18 protein-coding genes are annotated in these 24231 nt (G+C 47.4%); 6 read left to right on the top strand and 12 right to left on the bottom strand.

Features of this window, described 5'->3' with window-relative positions; all coding sequences use genetic code 11:
• Positions 1–95: 95 nt before the first annotated feature.
• A complete protein-coding gene (locus SMSP2_RS05960) occupies positions 96–746 on the top strand; it encodes a CDP-alcohol phosphatidyltransferase family protein (RefSeq protein ID WP_186804888.1) in 651 nt (216 codons plus the stop codon).
• Between the two features lie 19 nt (positions 747–765).
• On the opposite strand, the gene queG is transcribed toward SMSP2_RS05960, so the two are convergent.
• On the bottom strand, positions 766–1725 hold the full coding sequence (gene queG, locus SMSP2_RS05965) for a tRNA epoxyqueuosine(34) reductase QueG (protein WP_146683081.1): 960 nt from the start codon (positions 1723–1725) through the stop codon (positions 766–768).
• Positions 1726–1755: 30 nt separating this feature from the next.
• On the bottom strand, positions 1756–2190 hold the full coding sequence (locus SMSP2_RS05970; RefSeq protein WP_146683082.1) for an Lrp/AsnC family transcriptional regulator: 435 nt from the start codon (positions 2188–2190) through the stop codon (positions 1756–1758).
• Positions 2191–2583: 393 nt separating this feature from the next.
• Here SMSP2_RS05970 and SMSP2_RS05975 point away from each other — a divergent pair, with 393 nt between their 5' ends.
• The 4 genes from SMSP2_RS05975 (at position 2584) to SMSP2_RS05990 (ending at position 5095) form a co-directional block, all read left to right on the top strand.
• Positions 2584–2763 (top strand): hypothetical protein, encoded by a 180-nt coding sequence (locus tag SMSP2_RS05975; RefSeq protein ID WP_146683083.1) that lies wholly within the window; start codon positions 2584–2586, stop codon positions 2761–2763.
• 85 nt (positions 2764–2848) lie between these two features.
• Positions 2849–3328 carry a hypothetical protein gene (locus tag SMSP2_RS05980; RefSeq protein WP_146683084.1) on the top strand — a complete coding sequence of 160 codons (480 nt, stop codon included), beginning with the start codon at positions 2849–2851 and terminating at the stop codon, positions 3326–3328.
• Between the two features lie 102 nt (positions 3329–3430).
• The gene (locus tag SMSP2_RS05985; RefSeq protein WP_146683085.1) at positions 3431–4168 is read left to right on the top strand and encodes an ATP-binding protein; all 738 of its coding nucleotides are present in this window, start codon (positions 3431–3433) and stop codon (positions 4166–4168) included.
• Between the two features lie 36 nt (positions 4169–4204).
• Complete coding sequence (locus SMSP2_RS05990) at positions 4205–5095, top strand: cation diffusion facilitator family transporter (protein ID WP_146683086.1); 891 nt, start codon at positions 4205–4207, stop codon at positions 5093–5095.
• 49 nt (positions 5096–5144) lie between these two features.
• Here SMSP2_RS05990 and SMSP2_RS05995 read toward each other — a convergent pair whose 3' ends face one another.
• From SMSP2_RS05995 to SMSP2_RS06005, 3 genes are read right to left on the bottom strand one after another with little or no spacing between them, the layout of a single operon-like run.
• Positions 5145–6587 carry a 2-oxoacid:acceptor oxidoreductase family protein gene (locus tag SMSP2_RS05995; protein ID WP_146683087.1) on the bottom strand — a complete coding sequence of 481 codons (1443 nt, stop codon included), beginning with the start codon at positions 6585–6587 and terminating at the stop codon, positions 5145–5147.
• Positions 6587–7639 carry a 3-methyl-2-oxobutanoate dehydrogenase subunit VorB gene (locus tag SMSP2_RS06000; RefSeq protein WP_146683088.1) on the bottom strand — a complete coding sequence of 351 codons (1053 nt, stop codon included), beginning with the start codon at positions 7637–7639 and terminating at the stop codon, positions 6587–6589. The genes SMSP2_RS05995 and SMSP2_RS06000 overlap by 1 nt, the downstream gene beginning before the upstream one ends.
• Entirely contained in the window at positions 7640–7903 is a 264-nt protein-coding gene (locus SMSP2_RS06005; protein WP_146683089.1) for a 4Fe-4S dicluster domain-containing protein, read from the bottom strand.
• A gap of 223 nt (positions 7904–8126) precedes the next feature.
• Between SMSP2_RS06005 and SMSP2_RS06010 the strand changes: the two genes are divergently transcribed.
• A complete protein-coding gene (locus SMSP2_RS06010) occupies positions 8127–9032 on the top strand; it encodes a nucleotidyltransferase family protein (RefSeq protein ID WP_146683090.1) in 906 nt (301 codons plus the stop codon).
• A 74-nt stretch (positions 9033–9106) separates the two neighbouring features.
• Here the strand turns inward: SMSP2_RS06010 and SMSP2_RS06015 are convergent, their stop codons facing one another.
• The 7 genes from SMSP2_RS06015 to SMSP2_RS06045 form a co-directional block, all read right to left on the bottom strand.
• Positions 9107–11941, bottom strand: a complete 2835-nt coding sequence (locus SMSP2_RS06015; protein WP_146683091.1) for an alpha-L-rhamnosidase-related protein — start codon at positions 11939–11941, stop codon at positions 9107–9109.
• Positions 11942–12045: 104 nt separating this feature from the next.
• Complete coding sequence (locus SMSP2_RS06020; RefSeq protein ID WP_146683092.1) at positions 12046–13176, bottom strand: DUF4340 domain-containing protein; 1131 nt, start codon at positions 13174–13176, stop codon at positions 12046–12048.
• A 30-nt stretch (positions 13177–13206) separates the two neighbouring features.
• The gene (locus tag SMSP2_RS06025) at positions 13207–15174 is read right to left on the bottom strand and encodes a GldG family protein (protein WP_146683093.1); all 1968 of its coding nucleotides are present in this window, start codon (positions 15172–15174) and stop codon (positions 13207–13209) included.
• Positions 15174–15905, bottom strand: coding sequence for an ABC transporter permease (locus SMSP2_RS06030; RefSeq protein WP_146683094.1), 732 nt, complete (start codon positions 15903–15905; stop codon positions 15174–15176). Before SMSP2_RS06030 ends, SMSP2_RS06025 begins: the two co-directional genes overlap by 1 nt.
• Positions 15906–16030: 125 nt before the next feature.
• Complete coding sequence (locus SMSP2_RS06035) at positions 16031–16759, bottom strand: ABC transporter ATP-binding protein (protein WP_146683095.1); 729 nt, start codon at positions 16757–16759, stop codon at positions 16031–16033.
• Positions 16760–17071: 312 nt separating this feature from the next.
• Positions 17072–20566: an FAD-dependent oxidoreductase gene (locus SMSP2_RS06040; RefSeq protein ID WP_186804889.1), complete on the bottom strand. Its 3495-nt coding sequence runs from the start codon at positions 20564–20566 to the stop codon at positions 17072–17074.
• Positions 20567–20721: 155 nt separating this feature from the next.
• Positions 20722–24228: an FAD-dependent oxidoreductase gene (locus SMSP2_RS06045; protein ID WP_186804890.1), complete on the bottom strand. Its 3507-nt coding sequence runs from the start codon at positions 24226–24228 to the stop codon at positions 20722–20724.
• Between the last annotated feature and the right edge of the window lie 3 nt (positions 24229–24231).

A 24231-nucleotide genomic window follows, 5' to 3' on the forward strand; every position in this document is an offset into this window, starting at 1 on the left:
ACAACTCTATATATTTATAGGCATTCGATTTGAAATCAGCCTGTTTTTAATCAGTGCTTTAAAAGAAATGTACCTTATTGCTGCGTGGAAACGGCGTGACTGATAACAATAAAAATTTTATAAAACATGTGCCAAACATTTTAACAACCGGCAGGCTGGTTCTTACCGGTTTTTTTCTGTGGATGATTCTTATCTCGGATAACGTTTCAAACAGAGCACGTTTCATCGATATCGCTTTTGTGTTTTTTGTAATAACAGGGCTGACAGACATCGTTGACGGCTACATCGCACGCAGATTCAACGCCACCAGCAAATACGGGCGTATTGTTGACCCGCTCGCCGACAAAATACTTATCTGCGGCGCTTATATCTGTTTTGCAATTATCGGCCGGCCGCTTCTTTTCGGCTGGAGCCAGAGCACACTTTCGGCTATTCACTGGGGGATTGTTGCGGTACTTATATTCAGAGAGCTATCTGTTACAATAATCCGTCAATGGGCGGAAAACCGTAATTTCAAATTTCCCGCCTCGGTTTACGGCAAACTCAAAATGTTTACACAGTCATTCGGCGTCGGCACAATTCTGGTGAAAATGGCACATTTAGAAACGGCCCAATGGGCTTACTGGTTCACTGCTGTAACACTGTCAATTATGATTTTTGCCACCCTGGTATCTGGTTTCGAAGCTCTATTCCGGATGTTTATCGCTGTTAAGGATTCAAAAAAGCCGCTGGTGCCTTCGGCTTAGCGGCCCGGCACTCTGGCATCTAACAGCCGCCCTCTTTCGCATCCTTAAATTCTTTTATAATCCCGGCTGTTTCTTTTAGCTTACTCAGGCCGGCTCTTTCAAGAGCTGTCCCCGAAAAGCTGACATTAAAATCATGCTCGCTGTATTTCATTATCTCGTCAAGGTTTATATACCGGGCAACCCGATCAGGAGTGAATTCAGGATCACATTTTGTTTTGGCTCTTTGTTCGTATGGACATATTTCGACACATTTATCACAGCCGAAAAACGAATTGCAGATTTTGGCGGCCTCGCCGCGGGTCATCGCTGAGCGTTTTTCTATAGTTAGATAGCTTACGCACTTTCTCGCGTCAAGCCTCCGCCCCGCAGACAAAGCCCCGCCCGGACAGGCCCGGATACATTTATCGCAATCTCCGCACGGATCACGGTCAGTGACAAACGGCTTATCCGGCTCAATCTCAAAATCGGTAATTATCTCCGCCAGAAATAGTTGAGAGCCTAACTCCGGATTTATAAGCATGGTGTTTTTCCCTATAAACCCAAGCCCCGCACGCAGAGCCAAAGCCCTCTCAAGCAGCGGCACAGAATCGACACAAAACTTGAATCTCGCCCTCTCATCAGCAGTTTTTATAACGTCTGCGAGTTGGAAGAGTTTATTTTTAAGGTACTTATGATAATCGGCATAGATCGCATAATTGGAGACTCTGCCGCGTAAATGATCCTGCTCATTTGAGAATTGCTGCACTTCTGGTTTATAACTCTTTGCCAGACATATCACAGTCGCAGCTCCGGAAAGAAGCTCGGCAGGGCTGAGGCGCTTTTCAACATTTCTCTCCAGATACCCCATCTCGCCATGGCAGCCGTCATGAAGCCAATTTTCAAGAGCCGCGGCATCTTTATGCCCTATGGGTTTGGCATCGGTAAAACCGGCAAGGTCAAACCCAAGCTCAAGTGCCTTTTGCCTGATGAATTCTTTCATACCAAGAGGTTTTTCAGTTCTAAGGCCTTCTTAAATCCATTTGTCATAACTCTTTAAAATGACAAACGATTCCGTTCTGGAGACACCCTTAACTGTTGAAAGCTCCTCGGTTAGAAATTTCATAAGCCCTTTATTTGAATCAACCAATAATTCAATTATTAGATCATACTGGCCCGAGACAATTGAAACCGACATGACATTTTTTAGTTTTGCTATTTCAGAGGCCTTTTCGTCAAGAAGCCTTGATTCGGCAACATTCGCCGAAACAATAGCTAACTGTTGATTGTCAAGCAGGTTAGGGTTCCTAACTGCTCTAAGTCTCACGAGCCCGCAATCCAGCAGCCGTTTTATACGCTGACGAACAGTTCCTTCGCTGAGGCTTAGTTTCCTCGCTATCGCAGCGTTTGATTCATGTTGAATTGAAAGTAATTTGATGATTTTCCAGTCTGTTTCGTCCGGCTGCATTTGTTACGCCCCAAATAAATCATATTAAACATAAACTTATAAGTTTCTAAACAAAAGTAGTTTATTGTATTTTTATCGGATTTTCAAGAAATAAATTAAAACTCTTGAGCGGCAAAAATCGCCTGCCACGAAGTACATTTCAGCGGAAATTGTTCCATTCAGCAGAGAAGCCCTTATATCTGCAAAACTGCGTTCGAAAATTAACATTTCTCATTGAAAACAAATTACTTTATAATAAAATTTACAAAACGTATCCCATCTTCAAACCGTTTGCTTAAATACAAGTATAACAGAATTCTCAGGGAACATGTACTGCGTTATTTTAATGGAAACTTATTATTTTTAAAGAGGTTATAACTAATAGCCTTAACTGCTTAGAATACTTGAATTATTATGATAAACAATAATACTGCAACTAATGGCAATATCTGGAAGATTACTTTTAATGCATTTAATAGCGATGACTATTCTGCAAGCTACAAACGGGTCATAGAGGAACTTGGAGAATTCATGGGCTATATGCTGATAATGTTCGGCAGCCTGGAAGCTCTCCTGCAGCGAAGAGGAACCTAAAACTACAGCTAACCGAAAACAAAAATGAAATTAAACTGAATGCCTGATATAAACAATATTTATGATCAGCATTTCCGGGTTGATAATGAGCAAAAAAAACAAAAATGAACTTTCTCAAAAACAACAGATAAAAATGCAGCGTCTGCTCGCCGAATGGGGACTTGAACAATCCCAGCTGACTGAAGCCCAGAAAAAGGTCATATCCAACTATGTCATTGACAGCTCCAAACAGACAAAATCTTATATTTTGATTATCATCTGTGCGGCGGCTATGGCGGCAACCGCTTTTCTTAAAGTTTTTGAGACCTATCACCTCCTTCGCAGGGCATTTGACGAAAAGGTGATTTTATATAAGATTGTAACAGAAGAAATTGACCATGTAGTTGATTTAAACACATTTAAATACATGGTATTACAACATTTCGGGGCTGTTTCCTTTGCCACAGGATTTACGGTATTTGCTGTTGCTATAATTTGCATGCTGATAATTACCTGCCTCTGGTCCCGCCAGCAAAAATCAACTATACATGTTTTGCTGGATTCAATCGCCGAAAAGAGTAAATAATTCATCAAGACATTTTGAGGATATTGCTTGACGTGAAAATGATAGTATGTTATAATCATTACTTGTATAAAAATATAGAACATTTAAATTTGTGAGATAAATATGGCATTAAGAGACATCATTGTTATTGACGAAGAGAAATGCACAGGCTGCGGCAAATGTGTTAACGCTTGCGCAGAAGGAGCTCTTCAGATGGTAAACGGCAAGGCGAAACTTGTCAGAGACGATTATTGTGACGGGCTCGGCGCGTGCATCGGCAGCTGCCCTTATGGTGCATTGACGATAGAAAAACGCGAGGCTCCTGAATTTGACATGAAAGCTGTCGAAGAATACCTCAAGGAATCTAACGCCGGACCCGGGCAAAACGCAGGCAGTGAGTTTGTATGCCCCGGCGCTGCCTCGTTCGACCTCGTAACTGACGGCTCGGCCGCTGAAGCAGCGAAATCCCCGACAGAAGAAGTCCCCTCCGCGCTGGGCAACTGGCCTGTGCAGCTTGCGCTTATTCCGCCGACAGCTCCTTATCTGAAGAACGCCGACCTGCTGGTAGCCGCTGACTGCGTGCCTTTTGCCATGCCCGACTTCCATTCAAAGTATCTCAGCGGCCGCAAACTGGTTGTAGGCTGTCCAAAACTCGATAATGTCGAGCCGTATATTGAAAAACTTGCCCAGATGATCAAAGGCGGGCTGAATTCAATAACACTGCTTCATATGCAGGTGCCCTGCTGCTCCAAACTTGTCCGTGTTCTGGAAAAAGCCATCGAAATCAGCGGCGAGGATATTGGGTTTACAGATATAACCATAAGCCTCAAAGGCGAGGTGCTCTCTACCGAAGAAAAGTAGCCGCCGTTAATACCGCGGCAAATCAGAAGAAATCTGGTGAAAACTGAAAGAGCCACATTAAGAACAACCGAATCGCAGGTAAGAAGAATAACCCTCTATGGAATGGTTATTAACCTGCTTTTATCCGGTCTGAAATTTGCCGGCGGCACAATTGCTTCCAGCCAGGCCCTGATCGCTGATGCATTTCACAGCCTAAGTGATACGGTAACTGACCTCATTGTAATAATAGGCGTTCGTTTCTGGCAGGCCCCCCCAGACACAAAACACCCATACGGGCACGGACGAATAGAAACTGTAGCAGCTTTATTGATTGGCACATTGCTTGGAGCTGTCGGCATCGGCCTGGCTTACAACGCGATCTCTGACATCAATAAACAGCAAAGCAGGACTATCGGCTGGACTGCTTTTACGATAGCCTGTCTCTCGATAGTCCTCAAAGAAATTATCTATCGTTACACTATCGCCAAAGCCAGAAAAATCAAAAGTTCGGCTCTCGCTGCTAACGCCTGGCACCACCGCTCGGACGCTTTGAGTTCAGTTCCCGTAGCCCTCGCCGCGGCAGTCAACAGATTAACAGGAGGCTGGGAAGGTCTCGACTCAATCGCGGCAGTCATAGTCTCGCTCATGATTGTACAGGCGGCATGGAGAATCGTAAAGCCGGCCCTTGAAGAATTGGTTGACGCGGGCCTTGATAAAGATCACTGCACCGGCATCTCAAAGCTGGCACAGTCAGTCGATGGAGTAGTGGAAACCCACGCCCTTCGAAGCCGCAAACTCGGATCCGGAATCATAATTGACCTGCATGTACTTGTAAACGCAAACCTTACAGTTGCACAAGGACATGAGATCGCGACAAATGTCAAACATAAACTAATGAACGGCGAAACCGATATACTCGATGTGATCGTACACATAGAACCGGCTTAAATCTCGCTGGAAAATGATTTATCGGTAATGTTTGAATCTTTTCAAGAAATTATTGAATATTAGATTCTGCCCATTCCAGAGCGTCATCAAGCATCTTATAGTTCCTGCTTACAACCGGCTCTTTACCTTCAAACAAAACTTTTATGCCCTGTTTAAATTCGTCTTTCAAAAGACGTGTTGCGTTTGTCTTTATCATCGCGGCAAGCAGGAAGATGTTTGAGAGCTTTTGTGAACCGTGTTTCTTAGCCAGCTCAGTTGCCGGAACTTGAACGCCCCGAACACCTTCAGGCAGACTCACATCTCCGGCAAGAGTGTCATAAATTATTAACCCGCCGCGTTTTACCTTTGGAGCGAATTTGTCAAATGAAGGCCTGTTCATAGCAATTAGAACATCCGGCTCGGAGATATCTGGAGAGCCGATTTTTTTGCCGGATATCACTATCGAGCAGTTACTCGTCCCGCCCCGCTGCTCGGGCCCGTATGAGGGAAACCATGACACAAAACGGCCGTCTCTGCATGCGGCAATCGTGGTTATTAGTCCAAGGCTAAGTACACCCTGGCCGCCAAAACCGGCGATTTTAACATCTATCTGGCCAAAATCTTCATCGAGTGCAGGCTCTGGCGAAGAATCCGTATCAAGATCAAAAACCGCGTCAATACTCTGCTTGCGGAAATCACTCTGAATCCGCTTAAACGGCTCGGCAGTTTGGCTGCTATCTCTGAAAAGGCCAAGCGGAAACTCTTGTTCCATTTGAGTATTAACAAAATCAGCACCGTCGGCGGCATTGAGCCGCAGGTTCACCGGGCAGCTTGTAAGTATCTCAACAAAAGCATAGCCCTTGCCGTCACGCTGTATTTCCATTGCTTTGCGTATTGCTTTGCGGGCCTTGCGTACGTGAGTAATATCTGAGACGGAAACACGTTCTATGTAAACAGGTGCCTTGAGCTGATTTATTAGCTCGCACATATGCAGCGGATAGCCTGCCAGCCGGGTATCGCGGCCGTTTGGGCAGGTTATTGTTTTCTGGTCAACAAGTGTTGTCGGCGCCATCTGGCCGCCGGTCATTCCGTAAACGGTGTTGTTTACGAAAAATACAGCCATCTTCTCGCCGCGGTTGGCCGCCTGCATCGTTTCGTTTAGGCCGATTGATGCCAAATCTCCGTCACCCTGATATGATATAACAATAGCGTCATCGCAGGCACGGGATATACCTGTACCGACCGCCGGCGCCCTGCCGTGGGATGCCTGGACATTGCCGCAGTCAAAATAGTAGTACGCAAATACTGTACAGCCGACAGGGCTGAGCATTACGCATCTGTCCTGTATGCCAAAATCGCTGATCGCCTCTGCTATGAGCTTATGTACAATTCCGTGTCCGCAGCCCGGGCAATAGTGAGTTGCCTTAAGTGCGGTACCGCCCTTCCGCATAAATTCGCTGTACATGGCTTCGGGGCGTTTTAATACTTTATAATCGCTTGTATTATTATCCATTATCGGGACATCTCCCTAAGTTTATCGAGTATGTTCTCGACTGTAATCATGCTTCCGCCGTACCTGTTGACCAGTTCTACCGGCCGTTTGCACTCAACCGCAAGTTTAATATCATCAAGCATCTGACCGTTGCTCATCTCTACAGAGATAAACTGCATGTTCGGTTTCTGTGCCAGTTCCGAAAGCCGCTCAGATGGGAACGGCCAAAGACTAATCGGCCTTAACAGCCCTGTCTTTATGCCTTTCTTTCTTGAAACATCCACAGCACCGCGGGCGATACGGCTGCTTATGCCGTATGAAACCATAACAATATCGGCATCTTCGGTCATGTACTCTTCATACCTGACCTCGCCGGCCTGGGCAATCGCGTATTTTTCCTGCAACCTAAGGTTAAGCTCCTCAAGCTCGTCAAAATCAAGCAATATCGAGGTTAGCAGGTTGCCTTTGGTTTCTTTAGTTCCGCAAACTGCCCAGCTTGTGTCGATTTTGGGTTCAACAGCTGTTTCAGGAAATTTCAGAGGTTCTACCATCTGCCCCAGCACGCCGTCGGAAAGAACTACAACTGGATTGCGGTATTTAAAAGCAATATCAAACGCCTCGTATGTCAAATCACACATTTCCTGCACGCTGTTTGGCGCCAGCACAATATTTTTGTAATTGCCGTGTCCGCCGCCCTTTACCATTTGATTGTAATCGCCCTGCTCGCCGCCGATGTTTCCAAGACCCGGGCCCGCCCGGACGATATCAACAATTACGCAGGGCAGTTCAGTGCCCGCAAGATAGGACATACCTTCCTGCTTGAGGCTTATGCCGGGGCCCGAAGATGCCGTAAGCACGCGATGCCCTGTAGAGGCGGCGCCGTAAACCATGTTTATCGCAGCTTCTTCGCTCTCTGCCTGAACAAATTTTCTGCCCAGCATAGGAAAATATTTAGAAGCGTCGTGCAGTATTTCACTCGCGGGGGTTATAGGGTAGCCGAAGTAGCAGTCGCAGCCGGCATATAAAGCTCCAACTATAACCGCCGTGTTACCTTTAGCCAGTTTTGTTGCCATTTATTGCTCCGAGGAAGGCTTTTTGTCGGGTTTCTTCGCCGGTATATGAACCTCTATTGCAGAGGGTTCAGGGCAGGTATAAAAACAGTTTCCACAACCGATACAGCCGCTGCCTTTATACACGCAGAAACGGTATCCACGTTTGTTGAGCTCTTGGCCCAATTCAAGGACATTTACCGGGCACGCAAGTACGCACCGACCACAAGCCTTGCATTCTTCTATATTTATAACAGGGTAAGCCTGTTTTTTATCTTTTTCGGACATTTTATTCCTGTAAAATATACATATATTTACGTAACATAATAACAATTTGGCTTTTTTTTTCAAACACCAATTGTTCAATTTCCGCAATCTGCTTTAGCATTACTTTTAGTTTTTCGCAAACGCAGTGTTGATATCTGTTATATTTTCTTTATCATCTTATTGTTCTTGAATTTACCATTATTATACAAAATTTTCAATTTAAACATAATTTAATGAGGAATGTATGAAACCGACATTAGTAATTATGGCCGCGGGCATGGGCAGCAGATACGGCGGGCTCAAACAGATTGACCCAATCGGACCAAACGGCGAAATTATTATGGAATATTCTATTTACGATGCCATTAGAGCCGGTTTCGGCAAGGTTGTCTTCGTTATTCGCCAAGAGTTTGAAGATATCTTCCGTGAGAAGATCGGCTCCAAAATAGAAAAGCAAATAGAAGTAAGCTACGTACAGCAGGAGCTTGATAAGTGCCTTGGCGGATTTGATTTACCCAAAGACCGCGAAAAACCCTGGGGCACCGGCCACGCCGTGCTTGTCTGCAAAGACGCTGTAAAAGAGCCGTTTACCGTTATAAATGCTGACGATTTCTACGGTGCTAATGCGTTCAGGCTCATAGCAGAATACCTTACCCGCCCTGATGCAAGCCAGAGAGATTATTCCATGGTTGGATATATACTTCGCAACACGGTCAGCGAAAATGGATACGTATCACGCGGCGTATGCAAGACCGACGAAAACGAGATGCTTATTGATGTCGAGGAATATCTCAAAATTGAGAAAAACGGCAACGAAGCAATCCATATAAAACCGGACGGCAGCACAGAAGCCATGAGCGGCGATGAGACAGTGTCCATGAATTTCTGGGGCTTTCAGCCGGGGCTCTTCCCGCAGCTTGAAGCACTGTTCGCCCAATTCCTTGCGGAAAAAGGCAAAGAACTCAAGAGCGAATTCTTCATCCCGTTTGTGGTTGATGATATGATCAAATCCGGCAAGGCAACAGTAAAAGTGCTTAAAACCAGCGATAAATGGTACGGCGTCACCTATCAGCAGGACAGAGAACCGGTTAAAGCCGGCATTAAGGCACTCATAGACAGCGGCCAATATCCCCGGAAACTATGGGAATAAAACGAACCCAATCTTCAGAAATTCAGCTGTAATGCCAAACTCATTAGAGTATATGGCATTACAGCCGATATGCCTTAAGCTCTTTGTTTTCTGCCATTAACAATAACTTTGAGCCCTTTATGGCTCTCGTTTGGAACAAACCTGGCCTTTACGCCTGAGGGCAGAGAATAGTTGACGCTAAGTGTCTTGCCGTCTCTCTGCCAATTCAGCCTGATCTCGCCGTTTGCCGTCGCGATACTTCCTTTGGCATAGTCTAAGTTATTTACCCACGGGCTGATATCATAAGACTCGCAGCCCGGCGAGCTTTGCCGTATTCCAAGTATAATCCGAGAGATGAAATACACCGGAGCAGATGACCACGCGTGGCAGTGACTGCGGGTCGGGCCGCCGTCAGTGTGTTCATCACCAACGCTGCTGTTGGGGAAACATTCCCACACCGTAGTCGCTCCCGACTGAATCATAGGCAGGTACTTCTTGTGTATCGAATCAAATATCGCGTCATAAAGGCCCAGCTTCTCCAGGCAGTCATACTGATAGAATATCGCGAAGGGTGAGCCGACTTTTATCATTTCCGCGGACGGCTGGGCGGTATTCTTTATGCAGTCCTGAACCATATCCTGCTCACAGACATCATAAAGCAGCGAAAGAAAACTTGTGTGCTGGCTTATTGACTTGCTGATTGAGCCGTCATTATGTATGCTGTCCGGGTATGATCTCTTGTCTTTGTCCCAGAATTTGTTGATGCTGTCTTTGAGTTTGTCGTATTCCTGCTGCCAGAGTCTCTGAAATTCTTTTTCTCCGGTAACCTGGGCACATTTTACCGCCGCCTGAAGAGCCCCCGCCAGCAGAAGAGACGAATGAAAGACTGTATTATGACCCTGATCGATATCTGTCCAGTCAAACAAATTCCAGTGCGGCGCCGAATACAATCCGTCATCATTGATAAAACTCAGAGCCCCTTCAAGATTCTTTTTTACATAGGGCATATAATCTTTGAGGAACTTTTTGTCTCCGGTGTACCAGTAATGGTCCCAGACAGAAATACCCCAGAGAAAACTCCATGCCGGCAACAGACAGCCCCAGCTGCTGGGCACCTGGCTGTTAACTATCGGGTACTTTTCCAGTGATTCCGCCGCGAGCCTTATACAGCGAAGGGCTATATCATCGGCCCCGAAAAGCAGATTGCCAAAGAGCGACTCATTCCTGGCATCGCCCACCCAGAGTGTCTGCTCATACAGCGGACAGTCAACGTATGTATCCTGCATACAGAGTTTTACCGTGTACTCGGAGATCTCCCATATACGCTCAAGATTTGGGTTACTGCACTCAAAAGAGGCTTTATACTGCACGGGATATGTAGATTCAATCATGCCTACGCGGCGTATTTTGACAGGGTTTTTGACGTTTCGCAGAGTTACATACAGATACCTGCCGGAACGGGATTTAATCGAAGTGTAACAGTTTCGCCCCTGTTTTGTTATATACCGCAGTCCGTTAATATTATTCAATGTCCTCTGCGGGCGGGAATCATCAAATATGTATTCAACGCCAAAGATATCTACAACAACGCCGGCATCCGCCTCGAGATCAAACTCCCAGAAACCCAGGTTCTGCGTTCCAAGATCATATATAAGCTCAACGTCACCCTCGGGCGAGGGCTTAACAACAGTAACATCTGCGTTGTCACTGATACATGCCGCCGGCGAGGAGACATCAGCACAAGATTTCTGAATCTCTCTGTTCTGAAACTTCCAGCCGGTATTCTCTACAAACATCCGTTTTGATGAAAGGGTTTTCAGTGACTGTTCCAGATTTTCCAAAAGCGATTTTTTGTCTTTAACTTTCTTGAACAGAGAGTTTTTCTGCTTTTTATATCTGTCTTGCAGCAACCCCAGTTCAGGGTCTTTATCCTCCAGGAACGGCCACCACGTATCATCTTTGCTGAAGCTGTATCCCTTGAGCCTTATCCAGGCCCATGGATTTTCAAAGCCCGATTTAAGAGGATTTATCAACTTATATGCGGCATTGGCGCCAACAGATATTGTCCAGTCATGTGAATGGAACGGAATTAGATTCTCAGACATCGCAAAGATTAAATGCCTGCCGGCGGAGAGTCTGTATTTACCTGTCTTGTTAGTCCTTCCGTCAACGGATATACGCATTTCATGGCTTTTTACTGTCAAAGTCGCCGGTTTGCGAAACTCAATCAGGGTTGCCATACCGCAGGCTGTCTCTGTGTTGCAGTTGCTCGGGATAATGCCGCGGCCGCAGAGTCTTGCGGCGGGAACACAGAAGCTCTCACCCGGGGTATCTACAACATTTGAATCCACAAACCGCTTTAATGAATATGGCTGTAGAGTCAGCAGCGGTATATCGCGGGGAATCAGACCCTGCCACGGCCCTTTGTCCGCGGAACATATTTCTTTTGCCGGCGTAAACCGCAGGTTTTTATCAAGCCTGGCATCAACTAACTCAGCCGGCTCCATCTGGATAGATACTTTCGGCGTTTCGCTGATATACTGCTTAGCGGCGGCAGTCTTCCATGTCTTATCGCTGATGATCAGCGAAGTCTTTTTGCCGCGGCTGACTTCCATCTCAAAAAGCAGTCCCGGACGCTGATAATCGCCGTGAAAATCGCCAATACCAAAATGGCGGGCTATTATTGTTATCTCGTTATCACCCTTTTGAAGATAAATCCCGGCATCTATCACGTCATATTGGAAATGGCTGTGCCAGCTTCGGCACGGGCCGTCGCCGACCCACTGGCCGTTGATACAAAGCCGGTAATAGCTGTCAGCGGTTATTTTGATTTTAGCCGAATCAAATTTCGTGAGCCTGATATTTTTTTTTGCAATTATTGTATCGTTATACGCGCTGCGGCTGTGATGCCATATCCATTTTGCTTTCATGATTTTTCTTTTCTTTAAAATATTATTTCTCAGGATAATAATCGGGTCAGCAATTAACTAAAAAAGCCCCTTGTAAGATAAGGGGCTTATACTCAAAAAGCAAACTATTCTTCCTGTGAAACCGGTTTGCTTTCATTTTTCTCCGGGGCAGATTCGGGCTCTCCCGCTTCTGCCTCTGCCTTGTCTTCAGTTTCCGGCTCCGGCTCTTCCAGAAGAGAGTCATACGGTTTGATCAGTTTTTCAGCTGAGTATGACTCTATTTTATAAACCCAGCCCTTATGCCTGGCGGCGTAGTTCTGGGCGTTTTCGATGGCCAGAAGTTTTGCTTCTTTTTCCTTGAGCTCTTCTTCTGATTCCTCGCGGCGTTCTTTCATTATCTGCGTATCGCCTGTAAACTCCGCTTTTACTTTGAGGTAAGTATCTTCGCCGTCTTTGGCTATATCAAATGTATAGACCGTGGTATCCTTGAGTCTGCATACAAAAGCCGAATCAAACTTTAAATCAGATTTATCCGCCGCCGCGGCGACATCGCTGAAACTCAGATAGCTCAAAGCTCCGAGGATAGAATTAAGCTCACTTTGCTTTGCCTTTCTTCCCTCAGGCACATCTGATAATTCCGGCCCGCCACCGGCATTTGTAATACGGTAAGAACCGTCGGCGGACTTGACCTGAACGTACTCTATGTCATCTTTCTTGACATCGGCAAGCTGGGTATCCATATAATCTGTCGCAGATGTACGTATCCAAGGCCTGCTTTGCGTCAGATAGACATTGGCATCGTCAAGCATCTTCACATAAACGCCGCCGCCGTCGGCAGATTTGCCTATTGATATACCTGTTATGACTGAATCTTCGTTTCCAAGCAGCTTGACCGTGTTCGCGGCGGTTTCTTCGGTAACTTCGAGGTCGGCGTAATTATCCTGATTATCCGTAACCTGCTCTTTAACCCGTATATCCATCAAGTCGGTTATAAGGGTGTTTACCGCGCTTACTTTTGCCGGATACGAGCTTTTAGAGGGGATAACAAATTTTCCCTGCGATTTTTGGATTACCAGCTCATCATCAGCGGATTTTATGGATATCTTGTTGATCGATTCGGGGTTGAGCCCCTGAATCAAATAATCAACGCTGCCGCTTGGGGCCGGCCTCTTCTTAACGGCCTGCGATACAATAACCGCCAGAACGACCATCACTACCGCAATTATGCCTAATGTTGTCAGTTTTTTATCTGTCATTTTTTATCTCCAAAATACCTGTTAAAGTACTTATTGTTTATTTACATTCGCTATATAATGCCTTCTCTTGAGCGAGCGGTAAACCGCGAGCACAATCGCCACAACCAGTATTATCGCCGGTGCCAGCAGCATATTGATGTTGCGAAGTTTGTTTCCAAGCTCTTCAATCTTTTCGCGGCGCTGGAGCTTGACCTGCTGAAGCCGTTTCTCGGCCTCGCGGATCTTGAGCTCTAAGGCCTTTTTCTGCTCAAGAATAGCACTTCCGACGATGTCTTCTTCTCCCTGTTTGGCAGAAGAGACAATTTCCTGAAGCTCTTTCTGGAAGCCTTCGATCTGGGCTGTGATCTTTTTCTCTTCTTCAGCGGTCTCAGCCTCGGCCTGAGCCTCTATCTCATCGACAACCTCAAACGGACGGCGGTAATTGCCGCGGCTGCGTATCTTCATAAGATCGCTGGAACCGCTGAGATCTTCGATAGAGTTGAGCAGAAGAGTATTGTTGTCGCCGACCGATGCCATCCCAAGGAAAGTCCTCTGGAAAGCAAGCATATCCGAGATAAAGTCAACGTCGCTGTAAACAATAACCCCGCAGTCACTGCCCTGGGCAACTGCCTCAAGATGCTTTGTCTGCGGCTGCGCCTGGTCTGAATCCTGATTGGATTCTTCGCCTTCTTCGGATTCAACTGTAATATCAATGCCCTCAGGGAAAGCGGATTTAATATTGCCGCTTATCCGGTAGCCCATATAAACAGGCTCTGTACCAGGATAGAATTTATTTAACAGTCTGTCCGGATCGGGGTACATCAGCTCATAAGAGCCGCTGACCGAGATACTGTTACCCTTTGAAGTTGTCATCAGGATCGGATCAAGCTGCAGCGGCGAATCTTCTTCACGGATGTCTTTGAGCACACCGGCAAAAAGAACACGCACATCATTGAGATCCGACGACATAGCCAGATCCTCGTTGAAACAGCCCCGCTCCAGCCCCAGCAGGCCGATTAGCTTAACCGGCCTCTGATCCTGTCCCAGCGGTGTCAGCTGTGCAAGCTGCATATCCGCGGCGAATGTATTTGGCTGCATACTAAGCCCCCAGCTCTTGAGCAGCTCGGGCATATTGGAAGCCTGTGACTGAGGCATACCCTGCATAGCCGCCTGACGGTCGGGCTGATCGGCAAAACAGTGAGGATCAACACAGACAATAGCCCTGCCGCCCTTAACTATATACTGATCTATTGCGAAAAGCGTCTTTTCTTCAAGATCTTTTGGATGTATCACCAGCAGGATATCGATGCCGGAGATTTCCTCGGTATCGGCAGGAACAGTCTCTACTTCAAACTGCTGTCTAAGCTGCCCGACAAACCCCCAGGCCTCTTTGGGCTGCTGTCCCTGCATCCGCATCATCTGCGCCATGTAGCCGGTAACATCATCACCCATAACCGGCAGAGAGCTCAATACGCCGATCTTTTTCTTCTCACGGGTAATGGCGGTGTCAATCAGGAAGCTGATATCGTATTCTACGAAATTCTGCCTGTCAGGCGAGAAAAACGGTATCGTTTTCTGAACACCAAAACCGGTCTTAAGAATAAGCCCGAAGAAGAAATTCTCATCCTGGGTTATCGGGAATTTTTTCAGCCCGGCAGCCAGCGCCGTGCTTTCTTCATCAGAATACGGCCGCGGGTCGATCACCTCGAGGTTTATCATTCCGCCGGCGGCGGTTTCATACTCCTCAAGAAGCGAGCGCACAAATTCGAAGTAATTGTTATAGAATTTTATCTGGTCGGGACCTTTGACAGCGGCTGTACTTGCGTAATAAAGCTCGATGTCAATAGGCTGATTGATCCTGGATAGTATGGATTTAGTACCGTCTGAGAGGGTGTAAATCTTCTGTTCGGTAATATCTGCCTTTAGGCCCCTGCCGATATTTTCTGTAATTGTTATGGCCGAAAAGGTAATTATGAGAATAAACAAAACGGCCAGTATTGCTTTTATTGTTCTGTTCATCAGTTAGCCTTCCTTTCTTCAAGAATATAACCGCACGCTGCTATCCAGCCGATTATCAGGATAACGAAATAAGCCAGATCACTGAACCTTATCAGCCCCTTCTGCATCGAATCAAAGTGCTGCAGGAAGCTTAGCTGTGAGATTGCGTTGACCAGCCCGTTTGGCAGAAATGATGATAAAAAGTTCATCGTCGTAGGCATACCGGCAAAGACCAGCACAGAACAGGCCACAACTGCCAGAATAAAGCTGATTACCTGATTCCGGCTCACCGCTGAGAAGAAACTGCCGATCGCCAGAAATCCGCCCGCCATAAGAGCTGCGCTGACATAGCCGGCAAAGATCAGCCCGCCGTCCGGATCGCCCAGCCACGCAAGGGTCAGCGGAAACGGCAGCGTCAGCAGCAGGGCTATCACCAGAAACAGCCACGCCGCCAGGAATTTGCCCAGTACGGCTTGTTTTACTGTTATCGGCAAAGAAAGCAGAAGTTCAATAGAGCCGCTTTTACGCTCTTCTGCCCACAATCTCATCGACACCGACGGCACGATAAATATAAACAGCAGCGGCATATTGACAAAAAACAGCCTCATATCGAGCTGCCTGTTTTCAAAGAAACCCTGTTTAAAGGGGATATAACCGGAAAAAAACAAAAATATTACAAGGAACACATAAGCTACCGGTGTCGCGAAGTATCCCTTCAGTTCCCTTTTAAATACTGCAAGAAAACCACTCATTTTATTACCTCATTTAAACTTAAAGTGAATAATTTTGACCAAATTGTGAAAAAACCGGCTTTTGGGGGCATTCTCAATGCTCAAACCTGTTATTATCAGATCTGAAAAGCCGCTTTCCTCAATCATCAGTTATCACTCTTTACTTTATTAAGTGTTATCATCCTGAACGCCTCATCGAGCGAGCCGTTATGCTCTTTTTTCAACTCTTTGGGAGTTGTATCAGTGCGAATCTGTCCATTTGCTATTATTATAGTCCGTGAACAGACCGCCTCTACTTCCTCGAGAATGTGAGTTGAGACGATTATGCATTTATCCTTTGCCATCTTAGATATCAACTGGCGGACTTCATGCTTCTGATTCGGGTCCAACCCGTCAGTCGGCTCGTCAAGAATCAGGACTTTGGGGTCGTGAATCAGCGTCTGTGCCAGACCGACGCGGCGTTTGTAACCCTTGGAAAGGGTCTCGATAGTCTGGTGGTACACCGACTCAATCGAGCACATCGGCACGATACGCTCGAGCGCCTTTTTGCGGTCAGCGCCTTTTATCTGGCGTGCATCACATATAAATCTCAGAAATCCGGCGACTGTCATCTCACCATAAGCCGGAGCGCTTTCTGCGAGATAACCTAATGACTTGCGTACATTTACGGGATCTTTGACAATATCGTAACCGTTGATTTGGGCGGTGCCGCTGTCGGGCTCGAGAAAACACGCCAGCATCTTCATCGCTGTACTCTTGCCGGCGCCATTGGGGCCGAGAAAACCCAGCACCTCGCCCTGTTCCACTTCGAAAGAAATCGAATCAACAGCAACGATAGGACCAAAGGTTCGTCTGAGCTTATCAACTTTGATCATACTTGCTCTCCTTGTAAATACTTTCTATATTCATACTTAACCAAAATTAAACTCCAAACCCAAAAGGTTTGAAAGCGGAAATGGCTAATTATACAAAAATATCAAATCTGTCAAGACTTTATGTGCAGCTCGCCGATACACTTACGGTGCGGGACATAATCCAGGGTTTATGCAAGAATTGCGGCCGGACTTAAAATGCTGCCAGACAGAAGGCCACAGCCGGCATATTACACGGCTTGCGCCCCTCTCAACAAGCACATAATACATCAGGATTTGTAGATCTGATAATATCCAGACTTGAATTAGTACGGTCTAATCAAGCCAGCGGTTAATTAGAAAAATCAGGTCATTCTCATCAACAGTTCTGTCACCGTTGACATCAGAGCCGCCGCACATGTCGCAGTTTTGCAGCCAGTAAGAGGCGATTGCCGCGTAATCAGACATTTCCACCAGGCCGTCGCAGTTCATATCAGCCCAATCCAGAACAGCATGGGCATGGCGGGCAAAGTGGCCTCGTCTGTCAGTCTCGTAATTTTCAAGGATACTTCTGCCTATGCCCTGATAGTCTCCGCACCTGTAAAGGGCACGTGCAAGCGAGATTTCTTTAATGGCTTTTTTTCTTACGAAACTGCCCACCTCGGAAACATAGACACCCTCTGCCTCTTCGACATTAGACATATGATGCCCCATCATACCGCTCTTTTGCAGAATATTTGCTATCGGCCCTGCCGCGGAAGAATCGCCTATTGCTCCCAGTGCATGTGCTATTGAGGTTATATGTGAAAGATCAGAAACGGCCTCAAGCAGAGCAAGTTTATCAAGTAAAGCCGGCAATGCCTGGGTATCAGGTATGTGCGAGAGAGCCATGATATAGCTGTCAAGGCGGCTGTTTGTGATGCCAAACGAAGTATCCCAGTCCCAGCCGTCATCCCACTGGCTGTATGATTGTATTTCATGCAAAAGCACGTCCAAACCGTCAGATTCACCAAGAAAAGCAAGAACGTGTGCGCACCTGAGCTTCTGCTCGTACGTAACAGAAGCGCTGTTGACCACTTGCTTGAGCAGCGGCACAGAGTCCGGCGGCTGTGCCGTCACAACCTCTATTCCGCTGTAATCCGGACTAAGAGCCATACTCATAACCGCGTTTTGTACCTCGGAAGCACTAAACGGAAAAGAATCGCTGTGATTTAATACTTCCGGCTCAAGGTTACCCTTGGCAACAAGATGCTGCTGAAGCATATCAATATCAATGCTGCGTGTATGCCCGCCGTTTGCTGCTGCCATCGCCGCGGCAGTACCGGCGGCGTAGCCCTGGTTTTGAACGTCTGCCTGCATACGCATCACCGGCATAACGTCACGGTCAGCACCGGCGCCAAGTCCGGTCGCCAGAATCCCGTCAAGACCCGTTGGAATTATACTGCGATAGGGTACGTATATTGAGGTTTCGCCTGTAAAATGATCCGGAACAATGATTGAGAGGTAAGGATCAACGGTAAACCCATGTGAATCATACGCCCCGCCTTTCGTGCGAACAATCGTATCGGGGTATGTGCGGTCATTTGCCATGTCTGAGACCTGAAGTGTCAGATCAGCAACGATTCTGCGGCATTCGCGCGTCTGAATATGCTGGCCAAGGTCATACGAGTTGTAGAACATTCTCTTGGCAATGAAAGAAATCTCACTGGTATCCTTCATGTCAGAATGTTCAACAAGTGTCCAGTCGGTATTTGTCAGCCAGAAAGGTTTCCTAAAATCTGTCAGACTCCTGTACGGAAGGCCTGTTCCCTGGAGCGCAGTATTTCTCGAATCGGTGTACTGGTATTCAGCGCCGGCGGCTATCGCAATATCCGAATTTCCGGTAGAATCTATGACTGTTTTTGCCAGAACAACGCCTCTGCCGTGTTCGGTTGCGACAACAACACCTTTTACCTTGCCGTTTTCAACAAATGCGCCGCAGCCGAGAGTGTTAAACCATATATCACCGCCTGCATTATAAATCTGGTCTCTGTACCAGTTTTTCTTCGCCTCTATGTTCCATACTGTTTCACGGTCACTAAGTGCAGGAGCATCAGCAATTGCGTTGTCTATTTCGGCAGTAAATCCGACTCTGTTGCCGGCATAGTATTCACCAATCAGTCCAAGGGTTCCCATGCCGCCAAGATCATGGAGGTACTCTATGACGAGAGTGGAAGCACCCTGCCTTGCGGCAGCTATGCCCGCAGGAGCGCCGCCTGTCCCGCCGCCGACAACAACGACATCGTATTCTGCAAGTACCGGCAAGCTCCGACGCAGTGCGGGAACTGTCGGCTGACACCGCAGTATTGAACGGATTCCGGTAAGATTTTCACGTACTTCACCGCTAACAGATGCATCGACACTGTCGCCCTGGAGAGTAACTTCTTGAGGCTGACCCACCGCTGCTGCTTCCATGGAAGCATATGAGCCTATTCGCCGGCCAAGCTGTATAAAATTAAGAGGCTTCAGTATTTGTTCAGCGTTTTCTCGAGACACATCAGCGCAGCCGCTTAGAACATACAGCCTGTTTATGCCGGCAGGCCTGAAAACGCCAATATCCAGCTGGTCTGCACCGGGCCAGCTTCCGGTAAAACTGGAAACAGCGGTCATAGAATCCGGCGGCACCTGAAAGACTGCCTCGGAAGAGTCTATCTGCTCAATGTGAAACGTCTTATCTCTTGCAGCAAGCTCTGCTCTGGCAAAAGAAGATACTGAACCGTCGGGCATATCGATATCAACAGTGTATTTAATGGCAGGATAATAGCCGGAAAATGGAGCGGCCAGATTGGCGGGAGCATATTCCCCTATTACGCCGGCACCCGTGCGGATCGGGCCTCTGATAACATATCTCTCAAACTGATATGTACCTGCCGGGTAGTCGCTGAAAACAGCACCGGCAGCTCTCGCTATAACCCCGCGCTCGGTAGCATCTATTACAACCTTCGCCTTAACAGCCTGGCGGCCGGATCGGTTTGCCATTACCACGCCGGCAACTCTGCCCTCATTATCGTGAAGAACATCTGTCGGGCAGGATCTGGTCATTACGGTAACACCCGCATCATAGAGGGCTTCCTGCAGGACGTGTTTTATCTGCATCGGAGCCGGAGGTCTGCGGACAGAGCTTGAGGGGATGCTCTCTGTTATCTGTATTTCAGCAAGCAGAACACGGCTTACATTAGCCGCCTTCTTGATAAAGAATTTCACATAACGCCGGCTCTGGCCGATATCAGCAGTCAGATTGATGGAATCATACCTGAAATCGCCTTCATCGATTTTGTCGTTGGGCAGCAAAGCCAACTGCTGCCAGTTCTGCTTATCATTGCTCACATAAACAGTCACGCTTTCAACCTTAAAAGAGCTGCCCTGATAGAATTTTATGTTGACTGACTCAAAGGCTTTAGCTTCTCCAAGATCCGCAATAACATTTACACTGCCGTCATACTGAACGCTCTGCAACGCGGCACTTGCCCAGAGACCATCTGTAAGCAGACTTGGCGGGTCAGTATCAGGGTGTGACGAGGGATTTGAGGATATATCGGTTTCATAGCTGAATTCGTACAAATTTGCCTGAAGCGGCGGCTCTTCAAACAAAGCCGCTGCCAAAGGATCTGTCGGCTCTTCTCCCTCATCAAGCCAGTAGCGGTAATGCCTGCACAGGTCAACACCAAGATACGGGCGAGAGGATATAAGATATACACTCGCCCCGTTTTTTGCCGCTTCAAGCGCCGCCGCCGCACCCGCGGTAGTCCCGCCGGCAACAACGACATCAACCTCAGCGGCAACCGGAATCATTCTCGCGGATTCCTCTACGTAATGTTGAGCCAAAACGGCTGAAGAAATGAGCAAGATCGCCAGTAATATACAGCAATATCGTTTAATAGAAGTCGTAAGATGCATACTTTCCTTAAGTTAAATAGTGAACCGTCAAATTTTGAGTTTAAGATTGCTTATTCAGACTCTGCCGCTTCCTGAAGAATGCTCAAGGCATGTTGTGAATAATGGCCGCGTAGGTCTTTGACATATTCTTTGAGAATTTTCGTTCCAATGCCCCTGTAGTCTCCGCATCTTACAAGAGCCCTTGCCAGCACAAGCTCACGCAGTGACAATGTTCTGTCAGTGAAATACTCTTTATCGCCTGAATTGATTTTCTCAAGCGTCACAGTATGGCCCGACATACCTTCTTTCTGCAGAAGCTCTGCCAGAGGCTTTGCAGCCTTGGGATCACCGAAACTCTCAAACGCCATTGCAACAGCACGATGATGCGAAAATTCATTGTCTGAGTCAAGCTGACGGGTTTTCTCAATCAGCGGCTCTATAGCGCGTTCATCGGCGGCTTTACCCATTGCTATGATTACACTGTCCAGATAGCTCATACTGCCGCCGAACTGGCCGCCGCCTCTGAAGTTCCATCCCTCGTCCCAGGCAGACTTAGACACAAGATCTATCAGGGCATCAGCGCCGAGAGGCTCTCCCATCATTCCGAGAATGTGGGCATAAACAAGTTTCCGCTCCTTGCTGCCGGCGTTTCTGTACTTTTCTTTGAGCAGAGGAAGAGAATCCTGCGGCTGGTCAAGTATATAGCTGACCCCATCATAGTCATCCCCTGCTTTACGCACTATATCCCTCATCTGTTCTTTGCTGATCGGCTCAGAGGCCTTTTCCTCAAGAACACTTGCAGGGATACATCCCTTATCTACAAGACGCATCTGCAGGCTGCGGACGTCAATATCACGTACCGTTGTATTATTTTTTACTGCCATAGACGCGGCTATACCCGCGGCATAACCTTGATTCTGAATATCCGGCTCCATACGTATCAACGGCATCGCATCGCGATGAGCGCTTACGCCCAGGCCTGTCACAAGAATATTATCAAGCCCCTTTGGAAGCAGACACCTGTAAGGCACACGAACATCCATTATAGACTTATCCGGAGATTTGAGTTTAAATACAGGATGTATAGTGAAACCGTGGGAGTCAAAATTGCTTCTGCTGATTTCAATCGTATCATCATAAGTCCTGTCATTTATAACATCCAGCGGATTGAGCTCGTAATCACCTACAATCCGTCGGCGTTCACGCGAGTCTATCACTGTTGCCAGGTCATACTGGGTTTTAAAGAAATCCCTGGCTCCAACATGAACACGCCATACATCAAGCATATCGGTATCATCAACAAAAGTATAATCAGTATTTGAATACCAGTGCAGTCTGTGTTTTCCTGTGTCGTAGAGGTTTCTAAACGGCATTCCCGTGCCCTGCATTGCGGCGTGTTCTGCACTGGTGAAGCTATAGTCAGCACCGGCAGAAATGGCTATATCCGAGCTGCCGGTACTGTCAATGGCAACATCACAAAGCACAATGCCGCGCCCCTGCGGGGTAGAGACGATGACACCTTTGATTTTGCCGTTTTCAACCAAGGTGCCCGAGCCGATTGAATTAAACCATATATCTCCGCCGGCATTGAGTATTTCCCTGCGGAACCATTCCATACGGTACTCGACATTCCAGACATTTGTATAGTCATGTTTAGGTCTCTCGGCTTTTGGCCCCAGAGCCCTGACACCTTCATCTATCTCAGCGGTAAAACCTCCGAGATTACCGAAGTAGTAGATGCCGATGAGCCCCAGCGTTCCTACGCCGCCGAGACCATGCTGGTACTCCACAACGAGGGTTCTCATTCCCTCACGGGCTGAGGATATCGCCGCGGGGGCTCCGCCGGTGCCGCCTCCCACAACTACAACATCATATTTGCCAAGAATCGGAATATTTCGTTCCAGGCTGGTAACCCGAGGCAAACCTGTTTGCGACTTTCTAAGTCCGGTAAGAACTTCTTTTAGATCCCCTTCGCGGCTGCCGCGGGCAGGGTATTGCGGCAGCAGCTCTGCCTTTTCGGGCATCTCTGTTTCTTTAAGGGCAAAGGCACTCTGAGCGGCTGTTTTGCCTATTTTTTCACCGATAAGCATCAGGTTCACAGGACGCAGTAAAGAAGCTGCCATGATACGGTCAATATCCGCGCAGCCGCCCACAATGAAAAGACGGTCAACACCTTCGGGCCTGAACGAATCAATGCTCACAGTATCAGCACCACCGGAACTAACGGCCTGTTTTCTGCATACTATGCTTTCTTTGGGAACATACGCAAGATACGGTGATGCGTCAAACTGATGGCCGCTCCAGGTTGCCCAACGGGCTTTTTGTTCGGCCTGGGCGAATGATTTAAAAGACTCATCGGGCATGTCCAGCTCAAGAGTATATTCTATCATAGTACCGTCCCAGTCATCCAGCGGTCCGACCTTCCAGATTTCGCCTTTCGGGTTGAGTACGGTCTCAAGAGCCGGCTTCCATTCAGGTGCTTCGAGTACACGTGCCGAGACGATACTTTCATGCTCTACAGGCTTGCCGCCTATAACCACCCGTTTGAATCGCTGTGTACCTGCGGGAGCAGTTCGTACATCCGCGCCCGCCATTCGTGCCAGTGCGGCATTCTCTGTTGCGTCTATGATAGTTTTGCAGAGAATAATCTGCCTGCCCGAGCGGTTTACAATGCAAACTCCGACAGGCTCACCGTCTTGAGAAATTACAATATCTGATGGATACGATGAAAACACGAACCGAACCCCGGCATCAAGCAGAGCGTGTTCAAGAGTCCGTTTAACATGCATCGGACGGGGAGTGGCGTAAACTTTTTCTTCGTCTTTTCCGTAATCTTTTTCTTCGATGACAATTTCGCCGAGTAAAAGCCGCCGGCTGTCTTTGGCGGCTATATCAAATCGCACGTAGCGGTATTTGCCGTCAGCATCGAAGCTGAACCCCTCTGCCGGTTCAAAACCGCTGATTTGAGACGGCTCGGGTTTTAACTCGCCGATTTTATCCCATTTAGTCTTGTTTATTCCGGCAAAAACAGATATTTTCCCAACATCATAATGCCCTTTACGCTTAAACGCATAAAGCTGAATCTTACTCAGCTCAACTTTTTCTCCCAAATCTGCTGTAATTGAAACATCTCCGCTGAATTCCACACTCTCAGAAACTGCATCCTGCCAGTGTCCGTCAGTGAGCATTGAGGGAGGGTTTGTATCCTTGTGTACCCCTATTGACGGTTTATCCGCTGAATAGCTGAACTCAAGCCCCTGTGTTTTGTAGGGGGATGTATATATTGCTTCGGCAAGCGGGGTGAGAGGTTCCTCACCCTCTTCGAGCCATAGCTGATATGTCGAGCACATGTCATCACCGAGATAGGTCTTCGAACCGACAAGAAAGACTTCGGCTCCCTGCTGCCGGGCAGCCAGAGCGGCAGATACACCGCCGGTGGAGCCGCCTACAACAACAACGTCAACCGAATCTACCACGGGGATATCGCGCTGCGTTTCTTTAACTGTTTCGGGGAAAGCTGCGAGTGAAAACTGAATTGCTGTAAAAAGCAGCACGAACACGAATGTGCGTTTAAGCATTAT

Source organism: Limihaloglobus sulfuriphilus (genome assembly GCF_001999965.1).
GTDB classification, from domain to species: domain Bacteria; phylum Planctomycetota; class Phycisphaerae; order Sedimentisphaerales; family Sedimentisphaeraceae; genus Limihaloglobus; species Limihaloglobus sulfuriphilus.